Raw genomic sequence first — 15,707 nt, 5'->3', positions numbered from 1 at the left:
CTACTACCCTTGCTTTTCTACCTCACTAATAAATTCACCGGATTCATCCAGGAAATAAAAGTGCTTTTGAAGGTCTTCAATGTCGTCCCGTAAATCAAGATCCAGGGCGACTCTTACTTTTAAGGCTGCCGCAGTCACCCTTAGCGGTAGTAAGTGCCTAATTGATTCAGTAATAATTATTACTCGATCTTTAAAGTGCTTACCTCTCCACTTTAAATACGTAAGTAAATCATTTACATCTCCGCGCACCACATATAAATAGATTGGCTTGCCCTGAAACTGAATCGCACCACTGAACGGTAATTGCGCTGGCACAACTTTCGATTCAGGAAACTGCTTCAACAGTTGGAAAAACAGTAGACGTTTCAAAACATCCTCTATTTTATATTCAACCCAGTAATTACTTTCATAACAATCATTCAGTCCAGCAATGACTGCCCCATTTATTCCAATTGTGTAAATTGGTACTACCTGTTGGTTTCGATGGATCTCATGCCAAACAATTTTCTTTTCCATTACCATTCGTTTGAGCCGTTTCTTATCCAAAGAAAATAACCGAAAGAGCTGTGCTCCCTCAATTATCCCCACTGCTGCCAGTGCCTCCAACGCCTTTCGTTCTTTCGGTGATTCTCCGTTGATATAATCTGAACGTTTTATGTTCGATGGTATCCGTGTCCAATGCAAACTCCATTCATGCGATAAAGAATAAGGGCTAATTGACATTGTTATCCTCCTCTAATTTTAATATAGAAGGGGGATGCACTATGACGTCCCCCTCAACAATTTCTTTTTACAGTACGCGCGTAATACGTGTACGAATCTGTTCTTTCTTTGCATCCGTTTCTAACACACGTACTAATACCCGGTCACCTCTTTTAACGTTTTGGAACTTCAAGTGACGGGCCAATGAATCCACACCGGCTTCCAAATTGACGAACACACCGTATTCACGAACACCGGAAACTGTGCCCACGTATTCATTACCTGACGAGTATCGACCAATTGAACGCAACCACGGATTCTCTTGTGTGGCCTTTGCACTTACAACGACTTTCTTCTCTTCTTTATCAATCTCCAAGACCTTAACTTTCAGGTGATCGCCTTGCTTAACCTCTTCCGTTAAATCGTCAATCCAGCCATATTTGATTTCTTCCAATGGAATTTTAACTTCGATTCCACCGATATCTGCTCGGACAAGTGATGGGCTGACACTACGAACAACCGCAATGATTTCGTCTTCTATATCAATCTTTTTCAACGTAATGGAGGCCATGTGATCCAATGCTGCGATACGTGATCCAGTGAATACTTCTGCTTCACGGTCATAGTTCAGAACTTTGAACGCAACAGACTGTCCTGTCATCGCTCGAAGCTGGCGTAAGTTGGCTGCACCTGTAAACTCCAAAGGGATGAACCCACGGATGTTGCCAAGCGTTACAACAGCACAAGGCTTATCGAGAAGCGTTTCAATTCCAGTCATTGAAGCTTGCAAAATCGTGTTGTTTTGGTAAGCACCGTAAACTTTTTTCCAGTCACCATTAAATTCGCTATCCACTTGTACTTTCGATGGGTCAAAACCTTCAATTAATACTTGCATCATGTCTTCAGTCATTTTCAATTCTCTCCATTTCATTAGTATATTTTTGTTTGAGATTAAAACCTGTGTCATTTTTTCATTCTGATTGGATTTTTCCTTACTTATAAAATTGGCAATAAAAATAACACCGACCATTAATCAACAAGTACCGATTAACGAAAGGTGTCTCCCATTTAAATAGCTATAACTAATCCCAAAATCCATCATTAGACTTAACAACATTACTCATTTCCTTCTTTTTATGATTTGAAGCCGGTTGAACAATGATTTTCTCTTCTTTTACAGGCAAGGTAACTACTGTTGGCTCTTTCCGTACCTTAGTTTGTTTAGAACCATGTTTAACTCCCCCCTTATAATTATCCGAACCCTTATCATCAATTGGATTAGATGAAGATGGTTGCTTTTCCTTTATTGATTCTATTTCTACTATTGGTGCATCATCTGGAATTTCGGCGATAGATGTTTCTAACGATTGAAGGGTTTCAAGAGTTTCAATTGGGATATCTGGTAATCGTTCCTGTTGTTCTTTTTCAGCCCCCTTCTCTATTCTGTTATTCATCCGTTCCCGAAAACGATCAATTAGACTATCCTTCGTGACCTCCTTAGACTTTTTACCCCTCGACTTTTTAAAAGTTGTTTTGTCTTCCCATTCCCTCAACTCCTTCCAATTACGTGGCACAAAGTTACCTTTTGCTAAGGCAGGTTTTTGTGGGGTACCATCTTCTAAAAGTTTATGGACAAAGTTAAACTTTGGTATGCCGTCCATTAAGTCTGTTGGATCGAAACGGTATTCTTCATCCTCTGTGTCCCGATAGGAATCTGGAAATAGCCGTGGTAACAATATTCGATTCTTATACGTACTTTGTCGCATGATGACTTTATCTTTACCGAATTCATCTGCAAAATCTTGAGCGTCTTGTGCAGATATACCGCCAAAACAAATTTTGTTTCGGCAGGACGTAAGAATTGCTTGTTTCATCGCCTTTGGACCAAGACTTCCCGATTCGATTTCAAGTTGGCCAAGAGATTGCGTCGCAAAAATACCCGCTACCCGATATTCGGCAGCGAGTGATAAAAAGATTTCTACATCTGGATTAATATAGCGACTGTATTCATCGACAATTAAAAAATGAGGAATGCGTGTATCTTCTGTTCCGGGTCTTCTGAATGTCCCGTTTTGTAAATGCATGATCATAAACTGTCCGAATGCATCACCTGCTTTCCGTAGTTTACCAAGTGCTGTATTGACGGCTAAAACACCGCCTGTTGCCAAATGCTCGTCTATGTTCACATCACTCTTACCTGTCATAATCGTTCGTAACGATTCATTGCTTACAATATTTTCGAGTTGTGCCCTTAATCCAATAACAAACTGCTGATATTTCTCACGCATACTCCCCAGCAATTCCGCCTCGAAGAAGTGAACCAAATCTGTCATACCATCACGATGTTTCAGTTCGGATACTTTCTGCTGTAAGACATTTTGATCTCGAAGCGTATTCATCACATCGATAATGTCCATGTTGTTGCCGTGTAATTCTTTCAAAAGTTTCGTAACGTTACGTGCCGAAAGTTCCTGAACGGTAGCAAAAAATGCATCTTGCTTTCCGAACAAGCCCTTTAATACGACTACTGTTGCCTCCGCCACAGTGTCAGTGTCACCTTCCATTGGATTAAATCTAGCTGAATTGGTTTGTTCAGGGTCAACATGCGTACAAGGTATATCCATTTCCGCACACATCTCGGCAACCATTGCTGCTACATCACCTTTTGGTTCTACAACTGATATACCTAAGGGGACACCTCGTTTCTTCTGAAGCAACAGTTGATATATCATCGGTTTCAATATTGTCGCTGTCTTACCGCAACGCGTTGGACCAACAGCAAGCATATGTGTGAAACAGTCGCTCCCTTGCCATATAATTGGCATTCCCATCTGCCTCAACTCCTTTCGTGGTTATCTCTTTATCCAATCCCACTTCTCAAAGTACATATGAATCTGCTCCATTTTGAATAAAGCTCGTTCATTTTCTTCAAAGCTGAACAAGGTTTGAATTACTTTCGAGATTTTGAATCTGAGGTATTCTAGGTCTTCCTCGCTTTGTTTTCTAATTATCAGCTGACTCGTTTGTTCATCATCACCCCATAATAATTCAGGTAGCGCATGAACATTGTGCGAAATTCGCTTCCTCCAAAACTGCATTTTCTTTTTGTCGTTGCTGTTATTCATTCTTCTCAATAAGAGGAGTGAAGTTTCAAGTACAAGAAAACCCAACTCTATTAATTCGGTTGAGCTTTGTTTGGCTATATGATCTTCTACTTCCGGGAAGATATATAGCTTCTTTCTACAGATTTTAGAGTTGAAAAACACTTTACGACTCTCCTTTCGTAAAAATGGCAATAAAAATAACACGCTTCATTTAAAAAATATATGAAACGTGTTGTTGTAGTTTGAAATTATATTTTATTAGGTTTCTAAAAAACAACAAGTTAGAAGTTAATCGCTACCACTCCCTACTCGATTATCTTATTTTATGTTAAGCGCTTTAAACGCTTTAAAAATATTCGATGATTCGAAGATATCCTTGTGAGTGTATCGCCCTCTTTTCAAGTGTTGTTGGAAAGTATAAGTTTCAATTAGAAAAGCATACATCGCTTTTTCAATAGTGAACAAAAGAATCTGCTGTTCAATAATATCTTCTGCAGAAATATCAAAGTACTTAATTTCATTTGCGCCACTTCTTAAAAGTTGTGACACTCGCTTATTCCCATCAATAAGCAGGTACATTTTGTTACCTGTAGGAAGAGTCGTAAGATAAACTGGATCATTTATTTCATGTGATGATTCAGTTTCCTCTTCAGTCCACATTACTTTCTTTAAAAACTCTGATACGGGTATTTTTTTAGGTGTTGCTTTACTATTCTTAATATAATTCTTTGCTCCTTCAACAATGAAATTGAATTTAAAATCTGCATTACCGAAGCTAATCTCTTTTACGAATACTTCAAATAACGGAACGCCGTTTCTCTCTAAATTTTGAATTTGAGTTAAGGTATCAATTTCAGCGTTTATAAACACATTCATCCAACCATTTATCCACTCGTCATAGTACTTGAAATCAAATTGATTCTGTAAAACGTGATTTCGTAGTTCCTTAATGTTTAAGTCGTATTTGGTTAGTGTTGAATAGTCATAGGCCATAATTACAATTTCCTCTTTTCTATGAGATATTTTAATTAATTCCATTCTATCTACGATTTTTTTATAACAATTCTTTGATTGCCTATTATTGAACGAAATTCTAGTAATTTCATTGTAACTCTACTACACAAGCTTGGTGTTTATCAATTATTGTCATTATCTGTAGATACCCCCAGTATTATTCTAACCTCTCCCCGTTCAATTCTTTCTCTTTCCTCTTTACGTTTTTCAAAATAACTTTTGTTCGGCTGTTCCTCGATTCGCTGGTTCCCTCGTTTTTTCTTGTAGGAGATTTCAGCTCGTATGAAGACGATATTCAGGTATATTCCGATTACGCCAAGCAATACCAATGTGAGTTTCATCATTGTCAATCGAGATAGAAACTTTTCCATGTCCCAGGTCGAATAGATGAGACTAGCAAGGAACATTGATCCGAATAACGTCGTACTGATTGACATTAGTTTGTCTAACTTCTTATTTCTCGACTGCTGCAACTGCTTTACGATGAAGTAGGTGGCCAGAGCTATCAGTCCAGCAATCAGGATTAACTTTGCTGAAGGGATATAGACAGCGTTGTACATGATTGTGACACCCATCGCTGCCGAGAGAAAGCTAATTACCACTATAATTACTTGCAATTGGATCATCCCTTTCTACTTCGGGCACTGGACACTTCCAGATTCAACACAAATACAAGTTCATCAGCTAGTAACTCACGCATAGTACGGTACATCCTCTTTTGTTCTGCTTCCCCTAGATGCACGGCTATCTCATTATTAAGCCCCTTTTCGTGTGCGGTTAGTTTTGTCATTTCCAGTAGTTCAGGTATGACTTGATTAATAGTTGGCATGTTATTTTCCCCTTTCCTATTTTTATTATTTGGTTTCAAAATGTCTTTTGAAGAACAGTTCCTTCTATTTAAATAGCTCGTTAGATTGCGGACAGATAATCCACGAGATCCCCAGTATCAATTTCAAGGTAATCCACATGATGAATCGATGCCAATAACTGTTCATGCAAAGTTCGTGTATTTGAAGTTGTGACTACCAGCACTTTCCGACCGTCCAATTCGTATATCTCTTTGCGATATTGTTTGATGTTATAAACTTTGACTAAATCGGTATCCAGCAAATTCACCAAATACTTTTCTTCCCCATTGTGGCGAACGACTCGCTTTAATCCATCGTGTTGCTTCATTCCACTTACAGATGATGTTTTGAAGGACAAGTCGTAGATTTCGTAGTCCTCTAGAAACTTCATGACATTATTTTCATCTTCAAATAGACGGAGATAGTATTTGGCAAAGACAAACGGGAATATTTTCAAACTTTCACATTTCACGATTAGACCGTCATCTGCTGAAAACACATTGACGATCGTCGTAAAACTGTTTTGGCTTTTTGCAAATACCATATAGTTTGGATAATTGGATTCCTTTATCTCTTTTACTGTTTTGTTGAGATTCATTTTGCTGATACCATGCATGAACATATAAAATAAGTAGCCTACTTCTCTAGGACTCGTTAACATCCCCTGTACGTTGGCCCCACGGTTTAATTCATACTCTACTTTGACCTGACGACTGTCTTTCATGACCCATTGATATTTTTCTAAGTCAATCATTATATCGTTACTGGATAGCAGGAACGGGAGATGCCGTATGTTCACACGCAGTTGGTCTGCACTCCTTTCAACAACCACCCCCTGTTTGCGTAAGCAGGTGATGCCTGTTTCACTAATTCTATGGTAATTCCCTTGTCGTTTCTGATTCGCAAGGTATCCACGTATTGGATGGGTACTGATTAATTTACTATTTCGTAGCAATGTTAATTTCTTGTACGTGTACCACTTCGTCATTTCGTAGCGTCGCATGATCTGCTCCGTACTCAACGCTCGATGTTCGTAGAGGCCAGTGAGTATCTCAATATCACGAGCTTGCAGAATCTTCACCGCTTGTTTATTGCCCGTCTTCGACATGTGTTCCCCTCCTTTTTGATTGTTCGCCCCGGCTGTTTATTTTCGGTCACTTCTACACGCTGTTACGAATTGATTCAACTAAACTACTTGGATTTTGCTTTGATTTTCTTAATTCGCAAGGAATGAATGATTGTGCTGTATCCACAAATGTTTAAACAGCATAAACAGGGTATAATATTAGCTGATTTCTTGTATCCAATATTAGGGGTTTCAAAATCCCTTAATATTGGATATGAATCTCAGCATTAATATCTAGGTGCAATATGATGTTTTCCAGACATAGATTAACCCCAAAAAACCGCTGCGGAGACACCGCCCTTTTCTTCACTTTCCGTCTCAACTAATTTGGTCTTTTGGATTTCCTCTGCTTTATATTCCTCGATTATCAATTCTCTTCTGGCATCTTCTACAACAGATATTAAGTTCTCGTGCTCATTTTGTAAGTAAGACATAAAATCCGCAAAGTTGTCTTGCGATACTACATAAACTTGAACGTGATTTTCATTGGGATCAAGGAATCCCACATCAACATTCCATACTCTGGACCAGCTATCATCCCCAATTAAACCCGTTTGACGGATCGCATCTTGAAGGAGTTTTCTATTCCGGTTGTCTAAATCGCGTATCTGCATGTTGTTAAAGTAATGGGCTGTAATAATGACCGACTGATCAAATTTAATATCTATCTTGGATAAATCATACGCATCAAACGTTGCACGGTAATAATAGTGTCTAATCAATGCCAAGTAATCTCTGTCATCATCTTTATAAGCGGGTAATGCTCCCTCATATGAGAATTGAAAAACTGGATAACCATTGATTAACAAGGGTTTTACCTTCGCCATTGGGTATACCGATGTTCTCTTGATAGCAGCCTCATTTCCTCCCAACTTATTTATTTGTAACATTAGGTAAACCTTCATTTCTTCAATATTTTTCAGTTGCTCGAATAGCATCTTCTTTTCAGATTCCACAAAATCCATTCCTTTCTTGTTTGGGGACGTAAATTCACCTCTCAAACCCTTGATACATAAGTATTCTCGAAATTCAACGTCGGACGTTTATAGAGTTTTTCCAACACGAATAACCCAACGTCTGACGTTAGGATTTCAGAACCTTATAACAGCAACGTTTGTAGAGCACTTTCACGTCGGACATTCATTTTCTTCAACGTCCGACGTTACTTATCCGAAACACTGTTTTATCAACGTTTACACCTCCGATTAACGTCGGACAAATCATGTTTTTATATTTATTGCTTTCCAACAGCCATATATTCCGTCAAATACGGCATCGGATCTTCTTTTCCACCGGCACGAATTATCTCAAAATGTAGATGGTTTCCGGTTGATGTTCCCGTTGAACCACATGTGCCGAGTACATCACCTTGAGAAACCACATCATTTATTTTTACTTGCGTAGAATTTAGATGGGCATACAAAGTAGTGACTTCACCGTGATTGACGATTACATGTAGCCCGTATCCGTTTGACCAACCTGTTCCAGAGGCAAAAATAACATTACCGCTTTGGGCTGAAAGGATAGGGTCATTAATTGCACAAGCAAGGTCTACACCTGTATGCAGTCTTACATCACCATGCACAGGGTGTGTTCGATAACCGAATGGACTCGTAATTCTTAATCCATTTAATACAGGAAGCATCCAGTCACCTACAACATGTACTTCGCAGTTCATCGTTAGCCCACCAAATTGAGCTACCAACGTAGTAACATTTGGTCCCCAATGTTTATTTAATCCGGTTGGATCATTGTCTGCTCCAATTGGGGCATACACACTACCTAAATCTGCAATCGTTGTTAAACCGTCCTTAATAATACGATTGTGCAGCGTATTCCCCATTGCGTTTAAACCATCTTCAATTGTAGGAAATGAATATAAATACTTACTTCCTGTTGCGGGGTCCATCAAACCACCGGGATTGTTTTTTACCATAACCGCCGATGATGTTCCGAATCCCGTTTCATGAAAAGCTACTGCCGACATCAACACTGGGTCTATGCCGTACTTTTTTGCAACATCAATAAACACTTCTCCTTTGCCTGTAAATTTTCCAGCATCATTAAATTGAGAGAAAAATACTGTTTCACTAATTTCTCCATCAGCACGACATATCGCTCCACCCCCAAAGTTCATCTGTTCATCGTCTTCTTCCGTAAAAATTACAAATACCCCAAAGAAAAGAAGAAGGGCAAGAAGCGAAAACATTAATAGCAAAGCTGGGCTGGCGATAACTGGTACAATCCATAACAACTTTTTCATATTCATTCCACGAACTACTTACCCTTAAAAGAGCTTTTGTTCGCTCCCTCCTCCCTATCTTTTGTCGTCATAGTTCAAGTAATACTCAACAATTTGAAATTTGTGGCTGTCGTCTTTTTCAAACATCAAACTGTAAATATCTGTATCCTTTCTGGTTTTTCCATCACTAGTAATCACTTCACTTATAACTACCGCATCCCATGAAATAGCAATTAATGTTGGGGCAACAGGTTCTTTAATCTCCACTGAAAGAACTTTTCTTGAAACGATTCCTTTCACATTTTTTAACCCCGTAATCATTTCTTCTTCACTATCCATCAGGTAACTGATATATCCTTGATCCAGCAGTCCCTCAACGGATTCTAAATGTTTAACAGGTGATGCTTTATCAAACTCATGAAACTTTAAAGCAAATTCATTTGCAATTTCCATTGTTTTCTCCAAATCCTTATTGCTGAACATATCATTTTGAGTCGGTTTTTTTGAAACCTCTTCAGGTACTTTCAAATAGTTCTTTTCAGGATTTTCTTTTACAACACCACTATCTCCACTTCCTTCCTTTTTGGTATCAGCCCCTTCGTTTTCAGCTAAACTATTTTCTTTGGTTCCTTCTTTTGAAGTATATTGCCAAATATTTTCTTCCGCATTTCCATTGGGAGTTTGTATTGAATTATCATCTACACTGTTCTTCTTTCCTTTATCGACAAAACCGATAATAAAACCCAATAATAAAAGCGTGACAGCTAGACCCATCACGCCATAAGAAACTATTCTTTTTGTTTGCTCACTCACCGAAAGTGTCAACTCCTTTTTCTAGTTATTATGCTAGTTTCAAAAAACTCATTTACTACTCTGGAAAATCATCTAACGATTTCAGGTTATTGCCTTCAATAATGGCTTTTCTTTCCTTTTCCAATTCGATGGCCCTTCTTTCATTTTCAATGTTGCTAGCAAACGTGTCTGCAAAACCATTTTTCCATTCGCCTTTTTCAGCTTGTTCAACTACCAAATCGAAATGTCTGTTCATTTCACTTGGACTGACATTGTTTAAACCGCGATCACCTAATGTATCCAGGGTTTGATTAATCATTTCGGTTGGCACACCTTTATTCGCAAGCTCATTTGTCACCATGGATTTATTCATATGAAGTTCATATTCCACTTCACCGTATACATCTTGCTTCTCTTTTTGTAGTTGAATCGTTTTTCTTTCATCCGCAATCCCTTTTGCAAATGTCGCAGCATAGTCATCATTCAATTCGCCTTGCGTCATCAATTTGTCGTGTTGCGAATGCAATTCTTTCGGACTTACATCGTGCAAACCTTGTTGATCTAAAGCAGTCATTGTTGCATCAACCATTTCTGAGGGGATTCCTTTGTCAGACAGAACTGATTTTGTTTGTTCACGTTTTTGTTCTCTTCCAGCAAATAATAAATCTTTTTCTTTTTCGATTGCATTGCTTCTTCGGTCATCTGAAATACCTTTAGCAAACGTTTGAGCAAAATTACCGTCCAAATCGCCTTTATTACTAATTTTCGTAAATTGTTCATTCAGTTCTTCATCACTTAAATTTGTTATTCCTTCTTTTTCAAGGGCTTCCTTCGTTTCCTCTTTCATTTCAGGGGTCAAGTTTTTGTCATCCATAAAACCGTCTAACTTACCCTTGTCAGTAGCAGAAAGCTTTGCAGCTTGTTGCGTTTTTGTCATCTTACTCAAGTGGGCAAGATGTTGGGCTTTCATCGCAGAGCCAGCAACGTCACTTATGCCACCTTCACCTGTTGCAACCTTACCAACAGATCCACCAATTGCCGCGCCTGTCATAGCACCAGCTGGACCTCCAACCGCAGCACCGGCAACAGCACCACCAACCGTAGCAACGTTTTGTACACCCTTTTTAAATGGAGCTGTGAACGTTCCAGAACTTTCTCTTAGGTCACGAATTGCATTCGATCCAGACGAGAATATATCTTTGATTCTGTTCCGTAGAATAAAAATTGTTCCGAACAATAATAAATTAAAGGTTGCTGCACCTACATAGCTATAAAATGGATTAGAAGCTCCATTTATCGATTTGAAATCACCAGCGTAAATAATATCTGAAATTACAAATACAATTAACGCAATGAATGAAACAAATATCTTCAAAGCTAATGGGATGCCTAACTCAATGAAATATCGTTTCAAAACATTAAATTGTCCTGGAATTGCACCAATCAGTAAAGCAAAGGGCGCAAGAGCTGCAATGACCATAAACCAGAACTGAAATAGAATTAAACAAAGTGACAATAAATAGATTGGTAGTGAGACTAACCCATTAATCATCATGTAGAAATATGAGAAAGCTAATCGGCTATTTACTGCGGAATACTTCATCATGTTGTTATCAAAGGTTATTTTGGAAGCTTCTTCTTCAATTACTTTTGTTTGCCGACCTTCGCCAATAGGTTCTTTTAAAATACTTTTAACTCGTTGAATTCCTCTACTTCGATCTCCATCACCCAGATCTGCCACGTCATGTGTACCATATTGCATATACAAGTAGGGTCTGTCGACAAACATTCCCCAAATACTATCTTTCATTTTTGTTTTTGGATCATTAATATTTGGTTCTGATTCATTAGATTGACTTGGAAGACTTACAACAAACCCACTTAAATCCGTGGTTATTTTGTTGGCTCCCGTTAAAAGCGTTGTGTAGTTAGCAAACATCAGGATTGCGATTGTCAACGCAATAATTGTTTGAAAAACCGTTGAAAACGATTCGAAGAAAGCTCGTTTTAGGATAAAAACATATAATGCATACATGCCAGTTATGATTGCTATAAGTTTTACAAGATTCCCAAAAAGACCATTTCCAATACTAAATCTCCCACCAGTAACACCTGTAATATTGGACATTAAAGAATCCAATTCCTCAATAATCTTTTCTGTGAAATCGGCAGTATAAGCTAAGTCATACATAACCAGCATCGTGTAGGTTAAAAACATATTTATATCAAAGACAATATTATTGATTAAATTAACCATTTCACTTAATTTGTTACCTACATTTTCTTTAACATCAGCCCACCCAAATAGTTTATCGTAAGTGTCAGCCCAGAACTTCTTACCTTCGTCAAAAGATTCTACATCCTTATCTGAAACCGCATCCAAGTGATAATAAGATTTTCCGTCATCTTTAAACTCACCATATTGATCCGTAATAATATCCATGATATCTGACATTTTATTAGTTCCTACACCGTCATCTGCTAATCCTGAATGAGTGACTCCCATACCGAAAAACAAAAATATCGTCATAAATACTAGAAATATTCTCAAGTTATTAGATTTCATATAATTTTAGGCAATAAAAATAACCCTATGCATAAAGCAAGGGTTACTTAAAGCCTGTTACCTCCTTCCGTACTTAACTAGAAAATGCCTATTGGACTTTCTCTTCTACTGGCAGTTCATGAAGCACTGTACCAGTTTCAGCATTTGAGTCATTGATTATTTCTGGTCTTGTATCAAAATATGATCTTACTTTCCAATCTTTTTCTTCATTCCGTGTCAAGATAATCCAATCGTTTACTAAGACCTCTCTATCATTAAATCTACTATATCTATAAAAGACTTCTCCGTTGTTATCATCATAAAAATTATCGTATCTTCTTAATTCATACATCCCATCAAGTTCTTCAAATTCATCGGGTAACCTATGTGTTTCAAGAAGGTAACTTGACTTTTCTTCTAATTCTTCAATTCCCTTTGTAGACATATATTTAAGAATTTCAGGATAATTTTGCTCTATCTTCAACTTTAAAAAATCATGCGCTATTTCATCAGTTTCTTTAAATACTTCTTCATATTTCTTCGCATTAGCATTTTCTCCTTTTTCTACCGTTTCACTTTCTTTCCCATCCGAATTACAGCCCGCAATTAGAAAAGTCATACCTAACACTGCTGCTAGGCTTAGGATACGTTTTTTATTCAATATGACACTTCCTTTCGTTGTGTTGTATATTATCATACTACTCTATCTTTTTCACGCTCTCTTTCCTCTTCGGATGATGTAGAAGAATCAAATGCATCTAATAACTCAACAAACACCGGATTAATTTTCACAACGGCAGAACGACCATAAATATCTTGAAATAAAGCTTCACCACGATCCAATGCTTTTAACGTTTCGATATTTGCATTTGTTTTGGGTAGGTTCAAGTAACTTAACATTTCTTCCGCTTCACTCGTTTTACGCAATCCAAAACTAAATTTCATCCCCATATTTGCAACATCATTACCGTGGTCAGAAGCATTTTGCGACCCCTTAATCAAAGTCGTATTATAGAAACGACCCATTCGGACGATAAAGTCCATTAATTCAGCTCCAATTGGACTTCGTTCGATTGCACTTGCTTCGTCTTGTAGAATGAACTTGTGTGTACCTCTATCGCTTTTAAACATGTATTGCTTTGTCCAAGCAGTGATTGAAATCATAATTGCTTCCGATATCTTGTGAATCGTTCTAGCGTTCTTCTTCTCACTAGATGATGGCAAGTTAAGGTTTTGAATCATAAGTACTTGAATCGGTTTGTCATGTTCTAGCACTTTAAAGTTTTGCCCCACTTCCCCAAATAGCAACATAGAGAGTTGATTGCGTTTCAATGTCTCTAGCGTACCTCTCAACCGTTCTAGTGCTTCATAGCGACTGTTCGACATACTTTCTGGACGACGGTCATACAACTCATGTAAATAGGTTAGAACCCTTCCAATACATGGATCATCTTCATTTGATACTTCTTCAACTGCTTCACTTAAAATATTGTAAGCATCTTCGTTCAAATTAATGTTTGCCAGATACGAAAGAATGTCCATAGTAATGTCTTTCGCTTCCTCAATACTTGTACTTGTTCTAAATGGGTCAAGTGAACCGGCATCGTCGGGGTCAGAACCGAGCGTCCAAACTTCTATGAACTCTTTCGGAATGAACGGGAGTCCCTTATCCCATCCTGTTCTATCTCCTTTAGGATCTATGATTAATCCTTTGGAGCCAGTAAGTGTTGCAAGGTAAATAAATAGATTCATAAAGAAAGATTTTCCTCGTCCTGTCATCCCAGCAACTAGAACTGATATTGAATCTACTACGTTACCAAGCCCATCAAATGCCTTGGCTGCTAAATCAGGCTGGATAAAGACTGGCTTTGAAAATTGCGAAGTATGTCCGATATAGAATCCTCGATTATCCCCAATGTTTGTTGTAGCACCGAACATCATTCCAGCTAAAACACCAGGAGCAACTTCCATCTTATAATCATCTTGATATTTTTTCGAACCAGGAATAGCTTCTAATAAGAAATGAACTTGCTCACCGTAAGGAGCGACAATTTTCAAACCGTACTTTGATAATTCATTTCTCAACAAACCAACCCTCGTCTTTAATTGTTCTTCAGATTCGGCAGTTACTTTAAAGACGAACGATACAGCAAACCCGGGAAATCCTGTTTGCTTAAAATAGTTTTCCATTTGAATCGTTCCACTTTGTGAAACATCGACACTCATATCAACATCTTGACCGCCCTTTTGAGCTTCATTACGTTGGTCTTTGAATTCCAACTTTGCATTACTTAATTTCTTCTTAATTATTTCATTCGGTTGATTTTCCGCACGAATCGAAACGGTTAACGGAAAAGGCATTCGCAATTGAATCCGGTATAGCCATTCACTACCCGGATGATGCTGAACATCGTCCATATATTCAATCGTTAAGTATTGGCAATACAAACTTTCAATCTCATTCGCGTCAGTAATCCGACTCAACATCAATGTCTTAGGACCAATTTCTTTGATATTCGTATTTTGCACATCAAAGAATTCCTTCTTATTATTACGAATCGCTTTATATTTCTTTCTTTGCTTATCTACCCCTTCAACTTCTTTACCAATTTCATACGAATTACGAAGCTGAACATCCGTATTATTATTTCTTGTACTGAAACTTTTTTCAATAATAAATACTAATTCCTCCGTCGTTACTTTTTGAATCCGTGAACCGAATGAGTTAGCTATTGTTGATTCGATTGACACGGCTTGGCTTTGAAAAGCTTTAATTTGGCTTTCTAAAATGTCATCGGGATACAATCCTACCGCTTGATATAACGGTGAACTGAATCCTTCAATAAACTTCTTAACAGATGTAAGGGCATTGATACCAGCATTACCTGAAGCATATTTATTTTTCTCGGGATCTAGTTGAATACCAATGTAGTGATGATACTCACTGGACTCATTCAATTCTCGTTCATTTTCTAAAGCTCTTTTTACTTGATTTATATACTGAATGCCATTTTCTTTCAACGGATAACTTTTCATATTCATTTCATTAATTGTAGCGTTCAAAATACCTGTAATATTCGTCGGATTAGGAACCACTAAATAATGTAAATCAAGACCGATGTTTGTTAGAAAAGACATCTGTTGTTGAAATGGGATTATTTTCTCATCGTCTTCTAAGAAGTCATAATTAAATCCGTCTATTTTGTAATATGCCCAAACTGTTCTATCATGGGCAAATATTAAATTATTTTCTATATGCTTAATCGGAAACTCGATTTTCAATGTGTACCACTTCCCTCATAGTTTTTTGAAAACAAAAGAAGCCGCAATTAAA

14 protein-coding genes are annotated in these 15,707 nt (G+C 37.7%); all 14 read right to left on the bottom strand.

The genetic code is table 11. From position 1 onward, the window contains the following. Positions 1-3: 3 nt before the first annotated feature. The 14 genes from H2672_RS02995 to H2672_RS02930 all read right to left on the bottom strand — a co-directional run bounded on the left by H2672_RS02995 (position 4) and on the right by H2672_RS02930 (position 15,655). Positions 4-723 carry a hypothetical protein gene (locus H2672_RS02995; RefSeq protein WP_186668774.1) on the bottom strand — a complete coding sequence of 240 codons (720 nt, stop codon included), beginning with the start codon at positions 721-723 and terminating at the stop codon, positions 4-6. 67 nt (positions 724-790) lie between these two features. Then, positions 791-1,612 (bottom strand): S1 RNA-binding domain-containing protein, encoded by an 822-nt coding sequence (locus H2672_RS02990; RefSeq protein WP_255485286.1) that lies wholly within the window; start codon positions 1,610-1,612, stop codon positions 791-793. Between the two features lie 172 nt (positions 1,613-1,784). Continuing rightward, complete coding sequence (locus tag H2672_RS02985; RefSeq protein WP_255485285.1) at positions 1,785-3,533, bottom strand: type IV secretory system conjugative DNA transfer family protein; 1,749 nt, start codon at positions 3,531-3,533, stop codon at positions 1,785-1,787. Positions 3,534-3,554: 21 nt separating this feature from the next. Next, complete coding sequence (locus H2672_RS02980) at positions 3,555-3,968, bottom strand: hypothetical protein (RefSeq protein ID WP_186668770.1); 414 nt, start codon at positions 3,966-3,968, stop codon at positions 3,555-3,557. A 156-nt stretch (positions 3,969-4,124) separates the two neighbouring features. Next, the gene (locus tag H2672_RS02975; protein ID WP_186668767.1) at positions 4,125-4,844 is read right to left on the bottom strand and encodes a hypothetical protein; all 720 of its coding nucleotides are present in this window, start codon (positions 4,842-4,844) and stop codon (positions 4,125-4,127) included. Positions 4,845-4,942: 98 nt separating this feature from the next. Next, complete coding sequence (locus H2672_RS02970; protein ID WP_186668765.1) at positions 4,943-5,437, bottom strand: hypothetical protein; 495 nt, start codon at positions 5,435-5,437, stop codon at positions 4,943-4,945. Positions 5,438-5,442: 5 nt separating this feature from the next. After that, positions 5,443-5,649: a hypothetical protein gene (locus tag H2672_RS02965; RefSeq protein WP_186668763.1), complete on the bottom strand. Its 207-nt coding sequence runs from the start codon at positions 5,647-5,649 to the stop codon at positions 5,443-5,445. An 80-nt stretch (positions 5,650-5,729) separates the two neighbouring features. After that, entirely contained in the window at positions 5,730-6,776 is a 1,047-nt protein-coding gene (locus H2672_RS02960; RefSeq protein ID WP_186668761.1) for a replication-relaxation family protein, read from the bottom strand. Positions 6,777-7,060: 284 nt separating this feature from the next. Further along, a complete protein-coding gene (locus tag H2672_RS02955) occupies positions 7,061-7,750 on the bottom strand; it encodes a hypothetical protein (RefSeq protein ID WP_186668759.1) in 690 nt (229 codons plus the stop codon). A gap of 278 nt (positions 7,751-8,028) precedes the next feature. Further along, positions 8,029-9,063 (bottom strand): peptidoglycan DD-metalloendopeptidase family protein, encoded by a 1,035-nt coding sequence (locus H2672_RS02950; RefSeq protein WP_186668757.1) that lies wholly within the window; start codon positions 9,061-9,063, stop codon positions 8,029-8,031. 48 nt (positions 9,064-9,111) lie between these two features. Beyond that, positions 9,112-9,849 (bottom strand): hypothetical protein, encoded by a 738-nt coding sequence (locus H2672_RS02945; protein WP_186668755.1) that lies wholly within the window; start codon positions 9,847-9,849, stop codon positions 9,112-9,114. A 55-nt stretch (positions 9,850-9,904) separates the two neighbouring features. Next, positions 9,905-12,394 carry a CD3337/EF1877 family mobilome membrane protein gene (locus H2672_RS02940; protein WP_370569586.1) on the bottom strand — a complete coding sequence of 830 codons (2,490 nt, stop codon included), beginning with the start codon at positions 12,392-12,394 and terminating at the stop codon, positions 9,905-9,907. An 88-nt stretch (positions 12,395-12,482) separates the two neighbouring features. Next, on the bottom strand, positions 12,483-13,034 hold the full coding sequence (locus H2672_RS02935) for a hypothetical protein (protein ID WP_186668752.1): 552 nt from the start codon (positions 13,032-13,034) through the stop codon (positions 12,483-12,485). Between the two features lie 32 nt (positions 13,035-13,066). Next, positions 13,067-15,655, bottom strand: a complete 2,589-nt coding sequence (locus H2672_RS02930) for an ATP-binding protein (protein ID WP_186668750.1) — start codon at positions 15,653-15,655, stop codon at positions 13,067-13,069. Positions 15,656-15,707 lie beyond the last annotated feature (52 nt).

Source organism: Sporosarcina sp. BP05 (assembly GCF_014282005.1).
Lineage (GTDB): Bacteria > Bacillota > Bacilli > Bacillales_A > Planococcaceae > Sporosarcina.
The sequence above is the reverse complement of the archived record's forward strand: the minus strand, read 5'-3'. Positions and strand labels throughout refer to the sequence as shown.